This window comes from Polyangium spumosum (assembly GCF_009649845.1).
In the GTDB taxonomy this organism is placed as follows: domain Bacteria; phylum Myxococcota_A; class Polyangia; order Polyangiales; family Polyangiaceae; genus Polyangium; species Polyangium spumosum.
The window spans coordinates 768,278-791,043 of sequence record NZ_WJIE01000001.1 but is presented as its reverse complement, the minus strand read 5'-3'; the positions used below and the strand labels follow the sequence as shown (position 1 = coordinate 791,043).

Genomic DNA, 22,766 nt, shown 5'->3' with positions numbered 1-22,766 from the left:
CGTCGGTGGTCCAAGGACTAGGGGGGGGGGCTGGGGAGTTCGTGGGGGGGGGGGGGGGGCGCGGGGGGGGGGGCGCGCGCGCGTCTCGAAGTCGTGCGGGGGCGACGAAATGTTGCGCGGGCGAGACTTGAAGTCTCGTGGACGAGACCCGAAGGTCTCGCGGGCACGACCTGGAGTCGCGTGGGCGTGTGAGGTGGGTCGCGCGGAGGCGACAAAATGTTGCGCGGGCGAGACTTGAAGTCTCGTGGACGAGACCTGAAGGTCTCGTGAGCACGACTCGAAGTCGCGTGGGCGTGTGAGGTGGGTCGCGCGAGAGCGACGAAATGTTGCGCGGGCACGACTCGAAGTCGCGCGGGCGCGAGGGGAGGGTCGTGATTTTGGGGGGTGACGAGGAAAAGTTTGTGCACACGCTGTGTGCGGAATGGAGCTGGCCCCCGGGCACGAGCAGCTCGAACCCGCCGAGCGACCGCGGCGCGGGTCCATGGCATGCCTGTCGGGCTGGGGACCGTCCGGCATCCGGCTTGCCCCGTGAGGGCGCATGCGGACTCATTCCCCGCTCGGTGTGCAAAGCCGGTCGCGGCGCGTGCGCGCGTGGAGACGCAAGGCCCCCCGTGGCGAGCGTGGACAGGAGCACCCGACGATTCCGTTCAAGCGGCTGATCCGGCCCGGCGTCGGGTACAAGCGCTTCTTCAAGGATCTCTACAACGAGATCCGGGAAGATCAGGTCTCCACGGGCGCGGCGGCATTGGCGTATTTCCTGATGCTCTCGATCTTCCCGGCCGCGATTTTCCTCCTGAGCCTCTTGCCTTATTTGCCCATTCCGGGGCTCGAGCCGGCGATCATGGACCTCCTCCGGGAGGCCATGCCGACGCAGGCGGCGGAGCTCTTCACGTCGACGGTCGACAGGGTGCTGTCCGAGCGCCGCGGCGGGCTGCTCTCGGTCGGCTTTCTGGGCGCGTTATGGGCCGCGTCGAACGGGCTGAATGCCGTGATCGGGCAGCTCAATGTCACCTACGACGTGAAGGAGACGCGGCCTTTCTGGAAGACGCGCGGGATGTCCGTCCTGCTCGTGTTGCTCTTCGGCGCGCTCGTGGTGACCGCGTTCGGGCTCATCGTGTTCGGCGGGATCTTGCAGCGCGAGGTGGCCGCGATCATCGGCTGGAGCGGCGCGCTCCTGAAGCTCTTTTCGGCCTTCCGCTGGACGGTGATCCTGGGCTTTTTGCTGATGGCGTTCGCCGTGGTGTATTACTTCGGGCCGAACGTGCGGCAGAGCTTCCGGTTCATCTCGCCGGGCGCGGTGCTCGGCGTCGGCGTGCTCATCCTGGCCGCGCTCGGCTTCCGGTTTTACGTGGAGAACTTCGGGTCGTACGAGGCGACGTACGGGAGCCTGGGCGCGGTGATCGTGCTGCTCTTGTGGCTCTACGTGGCCGGGCTCGTGATTCTGCTCGGGTCCGAGGTGAACTCGTTGCTCGAGCATTACGCGCAGGGCGGGAAACGAAAAGGGGAGCGGGAGCTGCCGGGGAGCGGGGGCTGATCCCTCTCAGGAGCGGCGGCCGGCCCAGCGGACGAGGGGGCCTGCGCCGCGGCCTCCGCCGAGGGAGGTCGCGCCGCGGCGCTTGCGCCAGTCGCCTGCGAGCACGCGGCGCCGGCCTGCCGATTGTTCGGGCAGGACGGTGTAACCTTGCGCTTCGCGGCCGTCGGCGAGGCGGATGGTGACGCGCTGGTTCAGGACGGGGTGGCCACGAAAGACGTCGAGCGCGGCGAGGGCTGCGGGCTCGAGGCCATACAGCTCGCCCACGACCGAGACCATGCCGCCGGGGATGAGGGCGCCGGTCGTGCCGAGGTCGACGAGGTCGTAGGCGGGCGCGGTCGTGGCTGGGCCGAGGGGGCGCGCGGCGGCGAGGCGGGCGTGTTGCTCTTCCCCTTGCATGAGGCTGTCACACACGAAGAGCACGATCTCGCGGGTCGGCGCGGCCATCCCTCGACCCTAATCGAACGCCGCTCAAACGCCAAGCGACCCCTCGTCTCCCGTCGCCAGCGCGCCTCGCGCGCTGTCGCCATCGGTCCAGGCCGTGCCTGGTCCGGGTCCAGGGGCGGACAGCCCCTGGTGGGGTCTGGGGCAAAGCCCCATCGCCAGCGCCAGCGCCCCGGACATCACCGGATGGCGGCCGGGCGCCTTGCTCTGCAGGGGGCGGCAAACTAGGCTGCGCCGCGCCATGTCGCCCGAACCTGTCTTCCGTCGCCCGAGCGCTCGGGGTCCTTTGCCGCGCCGGGGGCGCGTCGCTGCTCTTGCGCTGGTGCTCGCTGCCTCGGGCCTCGTCGGCCTCGGGGGGTGCTTCAACGTCGCCGAGGGGCTGCCGCCGCCGCTCGACGCGTTCTACTTCCCGACGGGCGTCCTGGTTTCGCCCGGGAGGACGGCGCTCTACGTGGCGAACTCCGATTTCGATCTGCAATACAGCGGCGGGACGATGATGGCGCTCGACCTCGTTTTGCTGCGCGAGGACACGGGGCGGCTCAGGCAGGCGATCCTCGACGCGGCCGCGATGCCGGTCTCGAACACCGAGGCGATGGCCGGGGCGTGTGGCGCGGCGGGCGTGGGGCGCAACGACAACACGACGCTCTACCCGGGGCCTTGCGCGCCTGTCGCGCTCGCGCCTTACCTGCGGGGCGGGAAGGTGATGACGATCGGCGCCTTTGCTTCGGATGCGGTGATCGCGGTCAAGCCCGATCCGTGCAAGGACGGCCGCGGGGCGCGGCTCTTCGTGCCGGTGCGTGGGGATCCCTCGGTGACGTACTTCGACATCACCGACGACCGGGAGATCACCTGCGAGGGCGCCGCGCTGCCCGCGGCTTCACCCTGCGGGGACGCGATCTGCCTCGCGTGCGGGGCGGCGTCGGAGGGGGCTCGGTGCGGGAGGGATCACCTCGTCGGGCGGGATGCTTCGGACAGCCAGCGGGAGCTGACGTTGCCCGTCGAGCCGTTTGGCATCGCGGTGGACGACGTCGGCGCGTCGCTCGTGGTCGTGCATCAGACCGAGCAGACGGCCAGCCTGCTCGTGAACCGCTGGGAGAGCGAGCCTGCGCTGGAGCACTACCTCACGAACATGCCGCCGGGGCCCACGGACGTGGTCGCCTTCCCGACGCCGCGTCTCATCGCGGAGAACCGCGGCGCGATCGACTACACGCCGGCGTTCGGGGTGAGCTTTCGATCGTCGGCGGAGTTCGACGTGCTCCGGTACAACGACGACCGCGGGTCGAGCCCGGCGCGGCCTTTCATCACGCGTACGGCTGCGGTGCGGATCGGGGCGACGGCGAACTCGACGGACTCGCGTGGGGTCGCGATCGACGCGAGCGAGCGGCAGGCCTGCGAGGAGGCTTGTCCGACGGGCGCGACGCGCGGCACGTGCCTGCGGGATTGCGCCGAGGATCATGCGCTCGGGATCTTCATGGCGAACCGGAACCCCGCGGCGCTCGTGATCGGGCAGGTGGAGGCGAAGTTCACGGAGCGCGAGGGGCCGAGCGGGCCGGAGGTGTCGGGCGCGTACGAGGACATCACGTTCCACGACGCGGTGCCGCTCGCGTTCGGCGCGTCGCGCGTGGAGATGGGGCGGGTGATCGGGGAGGACGGCAAGCCCGCGTGGCGTGTGTTCGCCGTGGCGTTCGATTCGAGCTTCGTCTTCTCGTACGACCCGGTCGCGCGGCGCGTGGACACCGTCATCAAGACGGGCCGCGGGCCACACGCGCTCGCGTTCGACACGGAGCGGATGCGGGACGAGGCGGGGAACGTGGTGCTCGACGCGCAGGGCGAGCCGGTCTGGTACTCGACGATGTACGTCGCCCATTTCACGGATTCTTACGTCGGCGTGGTGGATCTCGACATGCGGAATCAGGCCACGTTCGGGTCGATGTACATGACGCTCGGCAAGCCGGTGCCGCCCAAGGAGTCGCAATGAAGCGGTCACGGTCGTTTTCACACAAGACGTTTGGCGCCCTGGCGCTCGCCGGGCTCGGCCTGCCCCTCGCGCTCGCGTCCGGCAGCGGGTGCCAGACGCAGACGGTGGCGCAGACGGTCCGCGCCCTCGAGCGCTCGGGCCGCGTGTCGTTCCTCTGCCTCGGCGCCCCGGGCGTCGGGACGACGCCGGCGCTGCCGTTCGAGCGATGTTCGAACACGCGGTTCGAGTCGCCGGACGACTTCGCCGTGGCGGACGGGACGACGACGCATCCGCACCTCTACGCGCTCGTGACGCAGACGACGCGCGGCGAGGTGGCCGTGGTCGACATGAGCACGAAAAAAGATCCGGTGCTCGACTCGCATCCGCGCGTGCCGGGCGCGAACTTCCTGCCCATCGGCGCGCAGCCGATCGACATCGCGAGCACGAGCGGCAGCATGGCGGCGTTCGTGGGCGTGGCCGAGCACGGGCGGGAGGGGATCTTCGCGCTCGCGGCGAAGGACATCCGGGTCTGCGCGACGTGCGCGCCGAAGACGCTGTCGAGCTGGCCCGCCTGCGCGCTTCCCGCGGCGCCGGGCGAGATGCTCGTGGTCTACGATCCGGCGAACGACGACGGCGAGGTGCGGGCGCGTTGCGAGGACACGACGTATTCGAAGCCGCGCGAGGCGGAGCCCGACGGGGAAGGCGGCTACCTCGTGGACCTCACGCAGGAGGGCTTCGGCCGGCCGAAGCTCGTCGTGACGATCCCCGATCTCGGCGCGCTCGCCGTGATCGACGCGCAGACGTTGTTCGACGTGGAGCGCGAGGCGGACGGCACGCCGAAGAAGGATCCGGAGACGGGCGAGCTCGTCTACAAGCACGCGCCGGGCTCGTGGAACGAGTGCCCGATCGATCGCTGGGTGCCGCTCGAGGTGGATCTGCCGGTGCAGAGCCCGCCGGCGCCTCCGCCGACGGGCGCGGCGTGTGTCGCGCCTCCCGTGATCGTGCCCGCGCCGGCCCAGGCGTACGATTCCCGCCCCGCGGGGCTCGCGCTTTCGGAGAAGCGGCTCTTCGTCGGCGACCTCGAGGCGCCCGTCGTGCACGTGCTCGACATGGAGACGCCCTGCGAGCCCATCGAGCGGGATCCGCTCCTGCCGACGTCGCTGCGCAAGCCCGATCGGGTCGTGACCACGAGCCAGGTCGCCGCGTCGCCGACGCTCGCGGGGTCGCTCGATCGTTTCCTCTACGCGGTGGATGATCTCGACGGGAGCGTGATGGTGTTCGACATCGCGGAGGACGCGACGTCACGCCGGCCGCTCACGCGGCCCCACCCGGAGTGGACCCCTCTGCAGGCGCCGGATCGCGTGGAGTTCGGCGTGCCCGTGCAGGATCTCGTGATCATCGAGCGCGACAACCCGCAGCCCATCCCGGCCACGGGCGTGGCGCCGGAGGGGATTCGCTGCAATCCGGATCCGGACCTGAAGGTCTGCACGTCGGAGGCGGCGTCGTGTGATCCCGAGACGCTCTACCGGACGAGCGCGAACTACGATCGCGGCGCGGGGCCGGCCCGCATGCGCGGCGCCTTCGCGTACGTCGTGCTCGGCACGGGCCAGATCGCGATCGTGGACATCGACGACTACGACGCGTATTGCCGGGCGCCGACACGGTACACGTACCTCTACGGTTGCCCGCCCTCCGGCGCGCCGCCGGAGCTCGTCCAGGAGCTCGCCGAGGAGGAGGCGCTCGCGAGCTCGGGCGAGGTCTCGTGCAACGTCGTCGTGCCGCACACGCCGCGCAGCACGAACTACCTGCGGACGTCGGAGCGGACGGGGCAGAACCAGCCGGGCATCGCGGGTTTCCCGTTGCTGTACGACAACCAGGGGACGCTGCAATCGACCTTCGATCCGGGCGGGCCGGTGCTACGCGCGACGGTGCCCGCGCCCCCGGATCCGAGCGAGGAGGTGCCGCCCGAGCATTTGACGCTCGCCATCGGCGGGACGTTGCGGATCATCGACCAGGAGACGGGCCTCACGACGAACGCCGGGGAGCTCGAGCATACGGTCGCGATGAACTTCGAGGATCCACGCGCGCAGTCGACGAGCCAGGCGTTCACGATCACCTACGAGGGCGCGCTGCCGGGGCTCGCCGGGAAGGCCGGGCGGCTGGATCTCACGGGCGGGGCCGCCCCGATGCTCTCCGACGCCGCGAGCCGGTTCTGCGATCGTGGCGTGCTCGGGCAACGCGCCTGGAAGGAGATCCTGCAAAACGAGGGGCTCTCGGAGGCGGAGGCGGAGGCGAGGGCCGTGGCGCTGGCCGATTACGTGCAAATTGGCTCGAACATCCCGGCGGAGGACGACGTCCACTGGCAGGATCCGGCGACACAAGGGGTCTGCACGTTCCAGACGTGCAAATTGACGTTCGGCGTGGCGGAGGTCCCGCGCAATACACGCGACATCCGGATCGTGGAGGCGTACCAGGACCGGCTGGAGCTCGGCGCGTCGCGCGGCGGGATCCCGAACCCGGCGACGCCGAACCCGGACGACACGATGGCCGTCCCGCCGGAGCTCTACGAATGCTGCTTCCCCACGCTCGTCGGGTTCAACATTCGCGTGGGGAACCAATGGTCGGTCGTCGGCGATTCGTCGGGCTTCTTGCACCACGTGATCCCGGCCTCGGCGAGCGTGGGGGATACCCCGCTCGGCGCTTGCCGGAACTCGTGTGATCCGAACCGCGTCCGCGAGAACGGCCGCGTGCGCGCCGCGCCGAGCGGCACGGTGGTGAAGGACGGCGACGTGCACGCCTTCATCAATCCGTTCTTCCGCATGGCCATCAACGATCCGGCGCAGGGGAGCGATTTCGACGCGAACCCCGGTTCGCCGGACCTCAACGGCCCGCCGCGCGACACGTTTTTCCAGTTCGCGACGCAAGGCAACTTCCGGCCCCTCCTCCTGAACCTCGCCTCGAACACGAGCGAGATCCAGCCCCAGGCGATCTCGTTCGTCCCCTCCACCGGCGAGCTCGCCATCACCGACGGCTCGCTCGAAGGCCTCATCCTCCTCTCCGCCAGCCGGCTCGACATCACGCGGCAATATTACTGACCGGGGTTCGTCCGCGGGCCCTGAACGGGTGTAGAGCGCCCCGGGTTTTTCCGGGGCGCCCTGGACAAACGAAGGGGACCTGCCGGGCAAACCGTGGTAAGGGGGGGCCGTGCAAGCGCGCAATAGCGGCAAGAAGCTCACCCCCGTGATGCGTCAGTACGAGGAGGCGAAGGCCGCCCACCCCGACGCAATCCTGTTTTTCAGGATGGGGGACTTCTACGAGATGTTCCACGAGGACGCCGTCATTGCGGCGCGCCTGCTCGACATCACCCTGACGAGCCGGAACAGAGGCAATCCCGACGAAGAACCGATGGCAGGTGTGCCGCACCACGCGGCCGCTGGATACATCGCCCGGCTGCTGACGTTCGGGCACAAGGTGGCCATCTGCGAGCAAATGGCCGATCCCTCGACCGTCAAGGGGATCGTGCCGCGCCAGGTGGTCCGCGTGATCACGCCGGGGCTCGTGACCGACGCCGAGCAGCTCGACGCGCGGGCAAACCACTACCTCGTCGCCGTGGACGCCGCGGAGGACAACACCGAACGAGGGATTGCCCTGCTCGATCTCTCGACGGGCGAGCTGTCGGCCGGGATGATCCCCGATCTCGCGTCCCTGCTCGGGGAGCTCGCCCGGTGCGACCCGCGGGAGGTGCTCGTGGGCGGAGGGCTGCCCGCGGACGTGAAAAAAGGCGCCGGGCTGGCGGCGCCTCGCGCGGTGCTGCGGGACGACGAGCCGCTCGACGACGGAGACGTGGCAGCGACGATCGACGGCGCGGTGGCGGAGCCGATCGCGGCGGAGGCAGCGGTGACGTTGCCGCTCTCGGCGCGGCGGGCGGCGGCGCGGGCGCTGCGGTTCGCGCACAAGTGCACGCCGGGCAGCCCGCTGCCGGTGCGGAGGATCGCGCCGTACGACCCGACCGGGGCCATGCGGATCGACGAGACGGCGCAGGTGCACCTGGAGCTCGTGCGAGGGGCGGACGGGTCGAGGAAGGGGACGCTGCTCGAGACGGTGGACGCGACGGTGACGCCGGCGGGGGCGCGGCTCTTGCGGCGGAGGTTGCTCGCGCCGCTGCTCGACGTGGCGTCGATCCGGCGGAGGCTTGATGAGGTGCAGGCGTTCGTGGAGAACCCGCGGGCGAGGGCGGAGCTGCGGGAGGCGCTCGCGAAGGTGGGGGATCTCGAGCGGCTCAGCGTGCGGGCCGTGTTGCGGGAGGCGACGCCGAAGGACCTCGGCGCGCTGCGGGACGGGCTGCTCGCGGCGCCCGCGGCGGTGGCGGCGACGCGGTCGATCGTGGACGCGGGCGAGCTGTTCGGGGCCGAGGTCGACACGCTCCCGGAGCTCGCGGCGAAGCTCGCGGCGGCGCTCGTCGACAGGCCGCCTGCGCTGGCGCGGGAGGGCGGGTTCGTCCGGGAGGAGTACGACGCGGAGCTCGGCACGCAGCGCAGGCTCGCGCGGGGGGGCGCGGAGGAGATGACGAAGCTCGAGGCGGAGCTGCGCGAGAAGACGGGCGCGGGCTCGCTGCGCATCCGGTTCACGCGCGTGTTCGGCTGGTACATCGAGGTGACGAAGACGCACCTCGGCAAGGTGCCGCCGGACTTCCGGCGCAAGCAGACGGTGGCCGGCGGCGAGCGCTTCACGAGCGACAGGCTCGACGAGCTGGCCGACGGGCTCGAGAACGCCGAGTCGCGCGCGCTCGCGCGGGAGACGGACATCTTCGAGGGGCTCGTCCGCCTCGTGGCCGAGAGCGCGGAGCGGATCCGTAAGCTCGCGCGGACGCTCGCCTCGTGGGACGTCGCGGCGGCGCTCGCGGACGTGGCGCACCGGCAGGACTACGTGCGGCCGGAGGTGGACATGGGCGAGGCGCTCGTCATCGAAGGCGGGAGGCACCCGGTCGTGGAGCGGCTCGCGGCCGCAGGTCGCTTCGTGCCGAACGACACGACGCTCGACCTCGGAGGCGAGCGGCTCTGGCTGCTGACGGGGCCGAACATGGCGGGCAAGTCGACGCTGATGCGCCAGGTCGCGCTGATCACGATCCTCGCGCAGGCAGGGAGCTTCGTCCCCGCGCAGGGGGCGCGGATCGGCGTCGTGGATCGCGTGCTGTCGCGCGTGGGCGCGAGCGACAACGTGGCGCGCGGCGAGAGCACGTTCATGGTCGAGATGCGGGAGACGGCGACGATCCTGCGCGACGCGACCCGGCGCTCGCTCGTGATCCTCGACGAGATCGGCCGCGGCACGAGCACGTACGACGGGCTCGCGATCGCGTGGGCGGTGGCCGAGCACCTCCACGACGCGGTCGGGTGCCGCGCGATGTTCGCCACGCACTACCACGAGCTGACGGAGCTCGCGCAGCACGGGCCGGGCGTGGCGAACTGGTCGGTGTCGGCGCGCGAGCACGCGGGCGACGTGGTCTTCCTGCACAAGCTCGTGAAGGGGCCGGCGAGCCGCAGCTACGGGGTCGCGGTCGCGCGGCTCGCGGGGGTGCCGGAGCCGGTGCTCGCGCGGGCGAAGGCGATCCTCGCGACGCTCGAGGCGGGCGCGGCGCTGCCGTCGGGCAAACACGCGACGATGCGAGGACGCACGAAGCAGGGCTCGGTGCAGCTCGACCTGTTCGCGAAGGCAAAACCCGACGTCGATGCGGCCGCGCCCGTCCTCGAAACGCTGCGCGCCGTGGAGGTCGAGCGCTTGACGCCGCTCGACGCGCTCACGTTCGTCGCGCGCCTGAAGTCGCTCCTGCCGTCCTGATCGGCGCCCGAAGAGAGCGCGGAAAAAAGCAAGCGATCCGGCGCGAGGCGTGCTCGCGTACCTGCTCGTCTGCGGCCGGGACGGGCGCCGCACGTCCACCTTGCGCAGCCGAACGTTGAGGACGGTCCTGATTCGAGCCGGGCAAGGTGCGGATGCACTTTTCGGGTGATTCCTGACGGGGAGCGTGCAGAAATGACCTGCTGCCCCGACCATGACCCCTCCGAACTTCAACGAAGGATTGTCCCGGGACCCCCTCCCGCCACGCGACGCGCCGAGCTCCGCTCCCGAGGCGGATCAGGGCGCGCCCTACGTGCCGGGCCTCGTGCTCGAGGGCGTGGTGGCCGAAGGCGGGATGGGGCTCGTGTACGCGGCCCGCGTGACCACGACGGGCAAGCGCGTGGCGCTGAAGACGCTGCGGGCCTGCTTCGCGGACGACGAGGGCGCCAAGGCCCGCTTCGAGCGGGAGATCTCCTTCACGCGTCGGGTGGTCCACCCGAACGTGGCGCCGGTGCTCGGGCACGGGCAGATGAGCGACGGGCGGCCGTACTACCTGATGGAGCTCTATCGCGGCAGGACGCTCGGGGCCGTCGTGCGGGAGGACGGGCCGCTGCCGCTCGGGCGCGCGCTCGACGTGACGGACCAGATCCTGGCCGGGCTCGAGGCCGTGCACGCGGCGGGGATCGTGCACCGGGATCTCACGCCGGAGAACGTCCTGCTCACCGAGGGGCCGCCGGGCGAGGCGCAGGTGCTCCTGCTCGATTTTGGCTTCGCGCACGAGCCGGGCGTGGACACGGGCGACGGGGTGACGGCGGACAGCCGCGGCGCGCTCGTGGGGACGATCCGGTTCATGTCGCCCGAGCAAGTGACGCGGGGCCGCGCGATCACGCCGCAGAGTGATCTGTTCGCGACGGCCCTGCTGCTCTACTACGCGGTCTCGGGGAAGCTGCCCTTCCGCGGGGAGGGGGACCTGGACGTCGCCGTGGCGACGGTGCGCAAGGCCCCGGTGCCGCTGCGCGCGGAGCTCCGGAGCGCGCCGCGCGCCCTCGATGTGCTCCTGTCGCGCGCGCTGGCGAAGCACCCGGAGGCGCGGTTCTCGGGCGCCGCGGAGATGCGGCGCGCGCTCGCCGAAATGAAGCCCCGCCGCGCGAAGGTCGCCGGGGCGGCCGCGGCGCTCGCGGGGTAGGAGATCCCCCGCCACGCGGCAGGAACGGCGCGCCATCGAGCACGCCGTGCGCGCCTGCCATGGGCCCGCTCCTTGCCATAGACGCCCGCGCTGCGCGGCTTTCGCGCACGGTTCCGCCCGCGTGCGCTCCCCGCGCGAAAGGGCCGCCGCAGCGAGAGGCTTGGAGGAGAGGGCTCATGGATGCACTCGATCTGTTGGAGCAACAGCACCGCGACGTCTCGGCGCTGCTGTCGCGTCTCGCCGAGGCGTCGCCGGTCGGCGCGGGGAGCGAGGAGGCGTTTTACGCGGCGCTGCGCGCGGTCGACGCGCACGTCCGCGTCGAGGAGGCGTACGTCTACATCGCGTGCGCGAGCCGGCTGGGCGACGACGCGGACATCCGCGAGGCGCGCGACGAGCACAGGCGGATCCTCGACGCGGCGCGCGTGGCGCTCACGATGCCGCGCTCCGGGCCGCAGTTCGCGGCGATGATCGTGGCGCTGCGCGAGCGCTTCGAGAGGCACGCGGAGGTGCAGGAGGACGTGGTGTTCCCGAAGCTGAAGCGGAGCCTCACGGACGAGGAGCTCGACGTGCTCGGCGAGGAGATCGAGCGCTCGTACAACCGGCTGCTCGCGTCGAGCGACGACATGCGCGCGGCGAAGGCGCGGCCTTCGGAGGCGTCGTCCGAGGCGGAGCCGCGCGGCGGACGCCGAGGAGCACGCAGGCCGTCGCCCGGGGCGATGTGAAGGCGCGTCGGAGATCCTTGGTGCTCCAACGAAACGCCGCCGGCTACACGGGGACGGGGCCGCCGAAGAGGCCGAAGAAGCGGACGAACCAGACGGCGATCATCGCGACGGCGAGGACGATCGAGCCGAGCGTGATCCAGCGCGTCTGCTGAAACGCGAACGTGTACCAGCGGCCGTGGCGCACGTAGTTGTAGCTTCCTTGCAGGAGGACGAGCGCGACCACGGGCACGACGGGGATCACGAGCGGGTGGAGGTGGAGCGCCTCGTGGAGGTCGCCGGTGGCGAGGGCGAGGGCGGCGCGCGTGAGGCCACAACCCGGGCACGGGTGGCGCGTGATGAGGGCGAACGGGCAGAGAGGGATCCGGAGCGCGACCGCGAGGCCAAAGGCCGCGGCGACGGCGGCGAGGCGCGCGGCGCGGCCGAGCGCCGACCCTCTTGGTGCGGGCGCGGAGGCGCGGAGGCCAGGCGAGGGAGACGGGACGGGGGAGGGAGCCGGGGCGATGGCGGGTTCGTCCGCGCGTCGCCCCGGCGCGGGGAGCGCGCTCAATCGGCCAGGTTCGGGTCCCAGACCTGGTTCAGGTCCTTCGCCAGCGCGTAGGGGAAGAGGAAGATGTACATCACGAGGCTCTGCGACTGCGGGCTGCGCGAGCCGGCCATCTGCTTCGCCCGCGTCACGATCTCGGGCAGCTTCAGGATCATGAGCAGGTTCAGGATCGGGACGAAGAGGTGCCACGTCTGGAGCGACTCGTCCTTCGTGTAGGCCTTGAGCTCGTTCAGCATGCCGTACCCACCGAAGAGGTGGTACATGCCGCAGCAGAAGAGCGTGCCGAGCAGCGCGGTCGTCGGGTTGCGCGTCTGGCCGCGCATGCCGCCCATGCCGCCGCCCTGCGCGCCCATCATGGCGCCGCCGCCGCCCATGCCCATGGGAGCGCCCATCGCGCCGCCGGGGTACTGGCCAGGACCAACCATGGCGCCGCCCTGGGGCGCGCCGTACGCGCCGCCAGGAGGGGGGCCGTAGCCGCCGGGGCTGGGAGGCGCGCCGTAACCACCGGGGCCGCCCATCGCGCCGGGATCACCACCCGGGGGCGGGCCGTACGCGCCGCCGGGCGGCGGGGCGCCGTAACCACCGGGAGGAGGCGGCGGCGCGCCGTAGCCGCCGGGCGGGGCCGCGCCGAAGCCGCCGCCGGGGGGCGGGCCCGCGGGCGCCGGGAAGGCGCCGGGCGAGGGCATGCCGGGCGGCGGGGGCGGCGCGGCGGGCGGGTTTGGCGACGGGGGTGTGAAGTTCGGGATCTGATCGATCGCGATCGTGCTCCCGAGACCACCCTGAGGCTCGAAGCCACCTGCCGGCGGATAACCGGGAGGAGGCGGGGGCGCGCCCGGCGGCGCGGCCGTCGGGCCGAGGCCCGCGGGCGGCACGCCGATCACCGTACCCGCCAGGCCCTGATCGCCCAGCGTGGGGCTGCCGGGCATCGGCGGCATCGGCGGCGGCGGCGCGGCAGCCGGCATCGGCGGCGCAGCCGGCATCGGCGGCGGCGCAGCCGGCGGCGGCATGGCCCCCGGGGGTGCAGAGGGGGGCTGCTGGCTCATCAGCATCGTCCCCTTGAACTTCGGCGCGGCAGCTCCTTTCAGGTTGAAGCCGCACTTCGTGCACGTCGTCGCCGTCTCCGAGTTTTGTGTCCCACAATTCGGACAGAACACGAACCACCTCCCGAGGCGCCGCGCGTCATTCGACCAGGTGCGAAAGACGCGAGGGCGGGCGGCAGCCTAGTGGAAGGTCGCCCCGCGACTCAAGAACAACACACGTGGTCGTCACGAGATCGATCCCCTGACGCGCGCGCCGGGTGATGAGGGGTTGCGAGCGAGCAAACCCGCGCGCGCGGATCGACGCGTGACGCGCGTGAAACGAAGCCGCTGCGAGGTGCGCTCGGGCGCACCTCCAGAGCGTAGGAAAAGGAGAAAGATACGGCGTGGCGAACGGCGCGCCTTGACACAACCGGGGATCGCTCACTAGCGTGCGCGCGCCTGCAGAAGGGGCCCGAGCGAAACGCGGGCAAAACCCTTCGGGCGGCTCGTTCTCTCTCTCGTCTGGCGCGTGGCCCGACGGAGGGGTTCGAAGTCGAGCATGAAGCTACGTGCTCGCTTGCCGCCGCCTCGATCCACCCCTAGCCCTGCTGGCGAACGAACATGACGAAGTTCGCATTGTCTCCCGACCGCGAGAAGCACGTCGAAGAAATCCTCTCGCGTTACCCGAACCGCCAGGCGGCCTGCATCCCCGTCCTCCATGTCTGCCAAGAGCAGAACGGGTGGATCTCCGACGAAGTCGTCGAGTGGGTGGCGGCTCGGCTCGACCTCTCGGCCGCGCACGTGAAGGGCGTGGTGACGTTCTACACGCTCTTCAACAAGGAGCCCGTGGGCAAGCATCAGGTCTGGGTCTGCCGGACCTTGAGCTGCGCGCTCCGCGGGGCGGACGAGATCCTCCACCACTGCGAGAAGCGCCTCGGCATCCACGTCGGAGAGACGACGAAGGACGGGAAGGTGACCTTGCGGACGGCGGAGTGCCTCGCCTCGTGCGGCACGGCGCCGATGATCCAGGTCGACAAGGACTACTACGAGAACCTCACCACGGCCGAGGTCGATCGGATCCTCGACCGCCTCATCAAGTGACCCCATGCTGCGACAAACGACGTATCTGACGAAGCGGTATGGCGTCCCCGAGGGGTGGACGCTCCCCGTGTACGAGCGTGACGGCGGCTATCAACAGGCCAAGCGCGCGCTCTCGATGACGCGTGAAGCCCTCGTCGACGAGATGAAGCTCGCGAACATCCGCGGCCGCGGCGGCGCCGGCTTCCCGATGGGCGTGAAGTGGAGCTTCATGCCCTGGCCTCCGAAGCCGGAGAAGCCGCACTACCTCGTCATCAACGCCGACGAGGGCGAGCCCGGGACGTTCAAGGACCGGACGATCATGGAGCTCGATCCCCACGCGGTGGTGGAGGGCTGCATCATCGGCTGCTTCGGCATCGGCGCGCACGCGGCGTACATCTATGTCCGCGACGAGCTGCACCTCTCGAAGGCGCGCCTCTGGGGCGCGATCAAGGAGGCGCGCGAGAAGGGCTACCTCGGCGCGAAGCCCTTCGGGATCGACTACCCCGTCGAGGTCTATGTCCACACGGGCGCAGGCGCGTACATCTGCGGCGAGGAGACGAGCCTCCTGAACTCGCTCGAGGGCAAGCGCGGCGAGCCGCGGCTCAAGCCGCCGTTCCCGGCGAACGCGGGCGCGTTCGGCATGCCGACGACGGTGAACAACCTCGAGACGATCGCGGCGGTGCCGGTGGCGCTCGCGATGGGCGGCGACGCCTTCTCCAAGCTCTCGGACCTGCACGATCAGAAGGACGGCGGCTGCCGGCTCTACGGCGTCTCGGGCCACGTGAACAAGCCCGGCATCTACGAGGCGTGCGTGGGTCTGACGCTGCGCGAGCTCATCTACGACCTCGGCGGCGGCGTGAAGGGCGGCGAGATGCTCGGCGTGATCCCGGGTGGTTCGTCCTGTCCGATCCTGCGGCCCGACGAGGTCGTGAACGCGCCGGACGCGAAGTCGCCGCTGCACCGCTGGCACGGCAAGAACGTGCTCGACGTGCCGATGGGCGTGGAGACGTACCGCGCGCTCGGGACGATGCTCGGCACGTGCTGCGCGATCGTGCTGAACAAGAACACGGACATCGTGCTCGCGATGCACAACCTGATGCGGTTCTACCGCCACGAGTCCTGCGGCCAGTGCACGCCGTGCCGCGAGGGCAGCGCGTGGCTCTTCCGCATCCTCGATCGGATGACGCACGGCGAGGCCACGATGGAGGAGCTCGATCGGCTCCACGAGATCGCCGACAACATCATGGGCAACACGATCTGCGCGTTCGGCGAGGGCACGGCGATGCCCGCGCTCGGGTTCTTGCGCAAGTACCGCAAGGAGTTCGAGGAGTACGTGCGCACGAAGGGCAAGTCCGGGACGGGGAGGCTCGCGCTGTGAACAAACTCGAACTGGCGTACTTCGGCGCCTGCTCGCTCATCGCGCTGGTCGGCGCGATCGTGACCGTGGGCGCGAAGAACCCGATCCGCGGGGCCATGGGGCTGCTCTCGACGATCATCGGGATCGCGGGCCTCTACCTGATGCTGGCGGCCGAGTTCCTCGCGGCGATCCAGCTCCTCGTGTACGCGGGCGCGGTCGTGATCCTCTTCCTCTTCGTGATCATGCTCCTCGGCCCGTCGGCGCAGTCGAAGCGCGACGCGCGGGGCGCGGTCGCGAGGTACGTGGGCGCGGCGGCGATGCTGTTCAGCGGGGTCGGCGGGATGGCGCTCGTGATGCGCACGCAGTCGCCCGCGCCGACGGCGCTGCCGGCGGCGCCGCCGCAGTTCGGCACGATCGAGTCGATCGGGCACGAGCTCTTCTCGACGGCGCTCGTGCCGTTCGAGCTCTCGGGTGCGCTCTTGCTCGTGGCCGTCGTCGGCGCCGTCGCGGTCGCGCGCGGCAAGCAGGTGGATCCCACGCTGCTGCCCGCGGCGGACGCGAAGAAGCCGAGCGCCTCTCCCTCACCCACCGCGCGCGCCGCAGGCCAGACCAAGGAGGCGAGGTCGTGACCGTCCCGCTCGAGTACTTCGTGATCGTGGCCGCCGTGCTCTTCATGACGGGCGCGGTGGGCTTCTTGATCCGACGCAACCTGCTCGTGCTCCTCATGAGCATCGAGCTGATGTTGAACGCCGTGAACCTCACGCTGGTCGCCTTCAACCGCCAGCATCCGGGGGATCACACGGGGCAGATCTTCACCTTCTTCATCATCGCCATCGCCGCGGCGGAGGCCGCCGTCGGCTTGGCCATCGTCCTCGCGTTCTTCCGGCTCCGCAGCACGGTGCGCTCGGACGACGCCGATCTTCTGAGGAACTAGCGTGGAAGCCCTCAAAGCTCAGTTTCCCGCAACGAACTTCACGCTGTTAGCGGTCGTCCTCGCCTTGCCGCTCATCGGCGCCTTCGTGAACGGCGTCTTTGGCAAGCGGCTCGGCAAGGCCGGCGTCCGTCTCATGGCCCTCTCGGCCATCGGCGGCTCGTTCATCGCGGCGCTCGCCACCTTCCTCCTCCTGCCGAAGGGGGAGGGCGGCGGCACGCTCGCGTGGACCGCTTGGCGCTGGTTCTCGTTGAACGGGCGGATGGGTCAAACGATCCCCATCGACGTCGCCTTCAGCGTCGACGCGATGAGCGCGACGATGATGCTGGTGGTCACCGGCGTCGGGTTCCTGATCCACCTGTACTCGAGCGAGTACATGGTGAAGGACCCGGGCTACCACCGGTTCTTCGCGTACTTGAACCTCTTCTGTTTCGCCATGTTGACGCTCGTCATGGCGGACAACATGGCCGTGCTCTTCGTCGGCTGGGAGGGCGTCGGCCTCTGCAGCTACCTCCTCATCGGCTTCTGGTTCGGCGAGGAGAAGAACGCGACCGCGGGCAAGAAGGCGTTCATCGTCAACCGCATCGGCGACTTCGGTCTGCTCGTGGCGATGGCGATGTTGCTCTACTACACGGGATCGCTGCGCTTCGCGGAGATCAACGCGAGCGCGCGGAACCTGCTCGATCCGGTCACGATCTGGCCCTTCGGCAACCTGCCGCTCGAGGCGCAGTGGAACGCGGCGAACCCGAACGCGAACGCGGCCTACAAGGCGATCGTGCACCTGTTCCTGCCCGAGAAGGGCATCCAGGTCTACGCGTCGACGCTCGTCGGCCTCGCGATGTTCCTCGGCGCCGCCGGCAAGAGCGCGCAGATCCCGCTCTACGTGTGGCTCCCGGACGCGATGGCGGGCCCCACGCCGGTCTCCGCGCTCATCCACGCGGCCACGATGGTCACGGCGGGCGTCTACCTCGTCGCGCGCACGTCGGCGGTGTTCCTGATGTCGCCGGCGGCGATGGCGACGGTGGCGGTGCTCGGCTGCGCCACGGCGATCTTCGCCGCGTCGATCGGCCTGTTCCAGCACGACCTGAAGAAGGTGCTCGCCTACTCCACGGTGAGCCAGCTCGGGTTCATGTTCATCGGCGTCGGCGTGGGCGCGTTCGCCGCGGGTTTCTTCCACGTCTTCACGCACGCGTTCTTCAAGGCCTGCCTCTTCCTCGGCGCCGGCTCGGTGATCCACGCGATGCACGCGCGGATCCACGACACGGACAGGTCGCAGGACATCCGCAACATGGGCGGGCTGAAGAAGCACCTGCCCATCACGCGGTGGACGTTCCTGATCTCGTGCTTCGCGATCGCGGGCGCGCCTCCGCTCGCGGGCTTCTGGTCGAAGGACGAGATCCTCTGGAAGGCGTTCTCCACGAAGATCGTGGCGCCGGAGCTCGGGCGCATGGAGCCGCTCTGGACGTGGCCCTCGTGGCTCGGCCAGGCGATCTACTGGGTGGGCGTCGTCGCGGCGACGATGACGGCGTTCTACATGTTCCGCGCCTACTTCATGACCTTCCACGGCGAGTTCCGCGGCTGGAAGATCGTCGCGGGCTGGAAGGAGCCGAAGCACGCGCACGGCCATGACGATCATGGCCACGACGATCACCACGATCACGAGCACGACGACGGCAAGCCGCTCGAGGGCCCGAAGCCCCACGAGTCGCCGCTCGCGATGACGCTCCCGCTCATGGTGCTCGCGGCGTTCGCGGCCTTCGCGGGCTTCCTGATGGCGGAGCCCATCCACCTCGAGCCGCTCGGGCACATGCTCGCGCCGGTCTTCACGCGGGCGCACGACCTCGTCGTGCCGCGCGCGGAGGGCATCGAGAAGCTCATGTGGCCGATGATGGGCCCCGGCGTGGCGGCCTTCCTCGGCGGCACGGGCGCGGCGATGGTCGTGTACCTGAACAAGGGCGGCGCGCCGGAGGAGTCGTTCAAGAAGGCGGCGCCGGGCCTGTACAAGCTCATCTACGACAAGTGGCGGATCGACGAGCTGTACGACGCGACGGTGGTCGGGATGGTGGACGCGCTCGCGGACATCTTCACGGCCGCGGACAAGTGGTTCATCGACGGCATCCTCGCGAAGCTGACGGCGGCGGTCGTCGGGTTCTTCGGGACGGTGCTCCGCACGTTCCAGACCGGCCGCGTGCAGGTCTACGGCGCGGCGATGGCCATCGGGCTCGCGGGCGTGGGCTTCTTCCTCGTCCGGCCGCACGCCGACGCGACGGTCGATGATTCGCGGCTCCGCTCGGCCGGCGAGGTGGTCATCTCGGCGGCGCCCGGCCCTGGTTACACCTACCGCTGGGAGGGCACGGGGACGGAGCAGAAGGACTTCAGCCAGGTGCGCGAGGTTCGTATCAACGTCAATCCCGGGGAGACGAAGGACGTCAAGCTGCACGTGCGCAACGCGTTCGCGCAGGAGGCGACCCACAGCTTCGCGATCTCGCGGCCTGGCCGCGGCTTCCCGTCCTCGGCCGTGCCCAACCTGGGCGTGCCGGGCGCGGTGGTGCCGGCGGGTGGTGGTCGCGTGCCTGCGAAGGACATCCCTGGGCTCATCAACCCGCGAGGCGCCCAATGAGCCCGCTCGATCTCGTCTTCCAGTACTGGCCCGCGATCGGCGCGGGCATCCTCGGCGCGCTCGTCCCGCGGGGCGACGCGCCGACGAAGCAACGCGCCGGCCTCGGCTTCATCGCGGCCCTCACCACGCTCTTCGTGATCTGGCTCTGGCCGTCCGAAGGCGCGCCGCAGGCGGCCGAGGCCGCGGGCGAGTGGCCGCACCTGCTCAACCTGCTGATCGCGCTGCCGATCGTGGGCGCGGCGGCGGTGCTGTTCATCCCGCGCCAGATGCTCTCGGTGCTCCGCGGCTTCACCTACGTGGTGCTCGGCATCGGGTTCGTCGCGTCGCTCTGGCTGCTCACCGTCCCGATGACCGCGGGCTGGCACTTCCAGTACATCAAGGACTGGATGCCCTTCCTCGGCATCCGCTACCACGTCGCGATCGACGGCATCAGCCTGTGGCTGGTCCTCCTGACGACGTTCGTCACGCCGATCGCGGCGTACGCGTCGTTCGGCTCGATCAAGACGCGCATCAAGGAGTTCTGCTTCGCGCTCCTGCTCCTGCAGGGCGGGATGATCGGCGCGTTCCTCGCGCTCGATCTCTTCCTGTTCTACGTGTTCTGGGAGCTGATGCTGGTGCCGATGTTCATCATGATCGGCGTCTGGGGCGGCGCGGATCGCGTGAAGGCGGCGATCAAGTTCTTCCTCTACACGATGGCCGGCTCGGTGCTGATGCTGGCCGCGATCATCTACCTCGTGTGGGCGCACCAGAAGCTCACGGGTGAGTTCACCTTCGACTACCTCGCGCTCTCGCGCGTCGTCCTGTCGAGGGAGGCGCAGCTCATCTGCTTCTGGGCCTTCTCGCTGGCGTTCTTCATCAAGGTGCCGATGTGGCCGGTGCACACCTGGTTGCCGGACGCGCACGTGCAGGCGCCGACGGGTGGCTCGGTGATCCTGGCCGCGGTGATGCTGAAGCTCGGCACCTACGCGTACATGCGCTTCTCGATCGGGCTCTTCCCGGGGCCCGCGTCGAACCTGTCGGCGAACCTGGCGGGCGTGGCGATCCTGGGCGGCATCCTCTACGGCGCGCTGGTCGCGTGGAAGCAGCGCGACGTGAAGCGCCTGGTCGCGTACTCGTCGGTCGCGCACCTCGGCTTCGTGATGCTGGGGCTCTTCAGCGCGACGCCGGCGGGCATGCAGGGCGCGGTGCTGCAGATGGTCAACCATGGCGTGTCGACGGGCGCGCTCTTCCTCCTCGTCGGCGTCATCTACGACCGGCGCCACACGCGCGAGGTGGACGAGTTCGGCGGGCTCGCGAAGGTGATGCCGATCTACACGGTGGTCTTCCTGATCGTGACGTTCGCGTCGGTCGGCGTTCCCGGGACGAACGGGTTCATCGGCGAGTTCCTCGTCATCATGGGCACGTTCATGTCCGAGCGGCTCGGCAAGTTCGCCGGGATCCACACGGTGGGCGCTGCGGCCGGCGTGATCCTCGCGGCGGTCTACATGCTCTACGTGGTCCAGAAGATGTTCTTCGGGCCGCTCACGAACCCGAAGAACAAGCACCTGCCCGACCTCACGGTGCGCGAGTCGCTCGCGCTCGCGCCCTTCGTGCTCATGATCTTCGTCATCGGGTTCTTCCCCTCGATCTTCCTCGATCGGATGAAGGAGTCGATCCTGCTCCACCACAACCAGTACAAGGTCGTATCGGGCCAGGCGATCCTGTTCGCGGACGAGCGGGACGCGAAGCTCCTGCCCGAGGACACGTTCTCGCCGGCGTTCCTGAAGGGCATGCCCAAGAAGGAGAAGCCCGCCGAGGAAGCGGGCGGCGAGGACTCGCAGGCGGCGCTCGGCGGTGAAGGGAAGGTGGCGCAGTGAACTCCGGCCTCTTCCTCGGTCTGTCGCCGCTGCTCGTCGTCAGCCTCGGCGGCCTGCTCTTGATGGTGGCGGAGGCGTTCTCGAAGCGCCGCGTCGACGAGACGTCGGACGATCGGGACGCGGGGCCGTCGTCGGAGCTCTCGCTCGGCACGGCGGTGACGCTGCTCGCGGGCGCCGTCTTCGCCGCGGCGATCTGGTTCGTCGGTCCGGAGAAGCTCGAGGGCGCGAACCTGGTCGCGCCCTGGATCATCGTCGACCGCTTCACCCTGTTCTTCTCGTTCGTGCTTTGCCTCGGCGGCGCGCTCGCCGCGCTGCTCGCGGGTGGTTACCTGCCGGAGCACAGGCTCGATCGGGGCGAGTTCTACCCGCTCGTCATCTTCTCGACCGTGGGCGCGATGATCCTCGCGGCCGCGGGGGATCTGCTCTCGCTCTTTCTCGGGCTCGAGACGATGTCGCTCGGCGTGTACGCGATGGTCGGCTTCCGCCGCGCCTCGTTGCGCAGCACCGAGGCGGCGGTGAAGTACTTCCTGCTCGGGTCGTTCGCGGCGGCGCTCCTGCTCTACGGCGGGGCGCTGCTCTACGGCGCGACGGGGCACACGGATCTCGCGGGCATCCGCGAGGTGATCGCGAACGCGCAGCCGGGCAAGGGGCCGAACTTCGCGCTCGTGATCACGGCGGCGGCGCTCATCATCGTGGGGCTCGCGTTCAAGGTGAGCGCGGTGCCGTTCCACATGTGGACGCCGGACGCCTACGAGGGCGCGCCGACGCCGACGACGACCTACATGGCCGTGGCGGTGAAGTGCGCGGCGTTCGCGACGATGCTCCGCGTGCTCATCGGTGGCTTCGGCGAGGGCGGGCTCGAGTCGTGGGCGGCGGGCTGGCCGCCGGTCGTCGCGCTGCTCGCGGTGCTCACGATGACGGTGGCGAACCTCATCGCGGGCCAGCAGGAGTCGGTCAAGCGCATGCTCGCGTACTCGAGCATCGCGCACGCGGGGTACGTGCTCGTGGGCGTCGTCTCGACGATGCGCGCGGGCGGCGACGCGCAGGGCAGCGTGATGTTCTACCTGCTCACGTACACCGTCTCGACCGTGGGCGCGTTCGGCGCGCTCATCCTGATGGGCAGCCGCGGCGCCGAGGCGGTGAGCTACGAGGACCTCGCGGGCGTGGGCAAGCGGCATCCGGCCGCGGGCTTCGCGTTCTCGCTCTTCCTGCTCTCGCTCGCGGGCGTGCCTCCGACGGCGGGCTTCTTCGGCAAGCTCTACATCGTCAAGGCGTCGATCGGCGCCGGGCTCTACCCGCTGGCGGTCATCCTGCTCTTGAACAGCGTGATCTCCGCGTATTACTACCTGCGCGTGATGGTCTACATGTACATGCGCGAGCCCGCGCCCGGCGCGCCCATCGCGAAGCCGATGCGCTCGGGGTACGTGGCGACGGCGCTCGTCGTCTCCGGCGTGCTCGTGGTCGTGCTCGGCCTGTGGCCGACGACGTCGCTGCAGATGGCGGTCGAGGCGGCCCTCGCCGCGCGCTGAACGCCTCGCTCCGCGCTCCTCGCTTCCCCCACAACGAAGGTCCCTTGCCCCGGCGATGGCTGTGCCGCAGCATCGCCGGGGGAGTGACAACGAGGTTGATGATGATCCGACAACTCGGTTGGCACGGTGAACGACGTGTTGCCTCGAAACGGCCACGA

16 protein-coding genes are annotated in these 22,766 nt (G+C 70.1%); 13 read left to right on the top strand and 3 right to left on the bottom strand.

The annotated features are described in order from the left end of the window. Window positions 1–583: 583 nt before the first annotated feature. Window positions 584–1,534, top strand: coding sequence for a YhjD/YihY/BrkB family envelope integrity protein (locus GF068_RS03375; protein WP_170319279.1), 951 nt, complete (start codon window positions 584–586; stop codon window positions 1,532–1,534). A 6-nt stretch (window positions 1,535–1,540) separates the two neighbouring features. Here the strand turns inward: GF068_RS03375 and GF068_RS03370 are convergent, their stop codons facing one another. Further along, on the bottom strand, window positions 1,541–1,978 hold the full coding sequence (locus GF068_RS03370; protein WP_153817812.1) for a gamma-glutamylcyclotransferase family protein: 438 nt from the start codon (window positions 1,976–1,978) through the stop codon (window positions 1,541–1,543). A 238-nt stretch (window positions 1,979–2,216) separates the two neighbouring features. Here GF068_RS03370 and GF068_RS03365 point away from each other — a divergent pair, with 238 nt between their 5' ends. The 5 genes from GF068_RS03365 (at window position 2,217) to GF068_RS03345 (ending at window position 11,672) form a co-directional block, all read left to right on the top strand. After that, entirely contained in the window at window positions 2,217–3,953 is a 1,737-nt protein-coding gene (locus tag GF068_RS03365; RefSeq protein WP_240806584.1) for a hypothetical protein, read from the top strand. After that, window positions 3,950–7,027, top strand: coding sequence for a hypothetical protein (locus GF068_RS03360; RefSeq protein ID WP_153817811.1), 3,078 nt, complete (start codon window positions 3,950–3,952; stop codon window positions 7,025–7,027). The genes GF068_RS03365 and GF068_RS03360 overlap by 4 nt, the downstream gene beginning before the upstream one ends. A 109-nt stretch (window positions 7,028–7,136) precedes the next feature. Continuing rightward, on the top strand, window positions 7,137–9,767 hold the full coding sequence (gene mutS, locus GF068_RS03355; protein ID WP_338046198.1) for a DNA mismatch repair protein MutS: 2,631 nt from the start codon (window positions 7,137–7,139) through the stop codon (window positions 9,765–9,767). Window positions 9,768–9,978: 211 nt separating this feature from the next. Beyond that, window positions 9,979–10,950, top strand: a complete 972-nt coding sequence (locus GF068_RS03350; RefSeq protein ID WP_153817810.1) for a serine/threonine-protein kinase — start codon at window positions 9,979–9,981, stop codon at window positions 10,948–10,950. A gap of 176 nt (window positions 10,951–11,126) precedes the next feature. Beyond that, window positions 11,127–11,672: a hemerythrin domain-containing protein gene (locus tag GF068_RS03345; protein ID WP_170319278.1), complete on the top strand. Its 546-nt coding sequence runs from the start codon at window positions 11,127–11,129 to the stop codon at window positions 11,670–11,672. A gap of 43 nt (window positions 11,673–11,715) precedes the next feature. Here the strand turns inward: GF068_RS03345 and GF068_RS03340 are convergent, their stop codons facing one another. Both GF068_RS03340 and GF068_RS46075 read right to left on the bottom strand, forming a co-directional pair. Further along, window positions 11,716–12,219, bottom strand: a complete 504-nt coding sequence (locus tag GF068_RS03340; RefSeq protein ID WP_153817808.1) for a DUF2752 domain-containing protein — start codon at window positions 12,217–12,219, stop codon at window positions 11,716–11,718. Beyond that, window positions 12,216–13,370, bottom strand: a complete 1,155-nt coding sequence (locus tag GF068_RS46075; RefSeq protein WP_153817807.1) for a zinc-ribbon domain-containing protein — start codon at window positions 13,368–13,370, stop codon at window positions 12,216–12,218. The genes GF068_RS03340 and GF068_RS46075 overlap by 4 nt, the downstream gene beginning before the upstream one ends. A gap of 486 nt (window positions 13,371–13,856) precedes the next feature. Between GF068_RS46075 and nuoE the strand changes: the two genes are divergently transcribed. From nuoE to GF068_RS03300, 7 genes are read left to right on the top strand one after another with little or no spacing between them, the layout of a single operon-like run. Continuing rightward, complete coding sequence (gene nuoE, locus GF068_RS03330) at window positions 13,857–14,336, top strand: NADH-quinone oxidoreductase subunit NuoE (protein WP_153817806.1); 480 nt, start codon at window positions 13,857–13,859, stop codon at window positions 14,334–14,336. 4 nt (window positions 14,337–14,340) lie between these two features. Continuing rightward, entirely contained in the window at window positions 14,341–15,693 is a 1,353-nt protein-coding gene (gene nuoF, locus GF068_RS03325; RefSeq protein ID WP_153817805.1) for an NADH-quinone oxidoreductase subunit NuoF, read from the top strand. After that, complete coding sequence (locus GF068_RS03320) at window positions 15,690–16,301, top strand: NADH-quinone oxidoreductase subunit J family protein (protein ID WP_338046197.1); 612 nt, start codon at window positions 15,690–15,692, stop codon at window positions 16,299–16,301. The genes nuoF and GF068_RS03320 overlap by 4 nt, the downstream gene beginning before the upstream one ends. Next, the gene (gene nuoK, locus GF068_RS03315) at window positions 16,298–16,606 is read left to right on the top strand and encodes an NADH-quinone oxidoreductase subunit NuoK (RefSeq protein ID WP_338046196.1); all 309 of its coding nucleotides are present in this window, start codon (window positions 16,298–16,300) and stop codon (window positions 16,604–16,606) included. Before GF068_RS03320 ends, nuoK begins: the two co-directional genes overlap by 4 nt. Window position 16,607: 1 nt before the next feature. Beyond that, the gene (gene nuoL / locus GF068_RS03310; RefSeq protein ID WP_338046195.1) at window positions 16,608–19,223 is read left to right on the top strand and encodes an NADH-quinone oxidoreductase subunit L; all 2,616 of its coding nucleotides are present in this window, start codon (window positions 16,608–16,610) and stop codon (window positions 19,221–19,223) included. After that, window positions 19,220–21,079, top strand: coding sequence for a complex I subunit 4 family protein (locus GF068_RS03305; RefSeq protein ID WP_153817804.1), 1,860 nt, complete (start codon window positions 19,220–19,222; stop codon window positions 21,077–21,079). Before nuoL ends, GF068_RS03305 begins: the two co-directional genes overlap by 4 nt. Continuing rightward, window positions 21,076–22,608 carry an NADH-quinone oxidoreductase subunit N gene (locus GF068_RS03300; protein WP_338046194.1) on the top strand — a complete coding sequence of 511 codons (1,533 nt, stop codon included), beginning with the start codon at window positions 21,076–21,078 and terminating at the stop codon, window positions 22,606–22,608. Before GF068_RS03305 ends, GF068_RS03300 begins: the two co-directional genes overlap by 4 nt. Window positions 22,609–22,766: the final 158 nt, after the last annotated feature.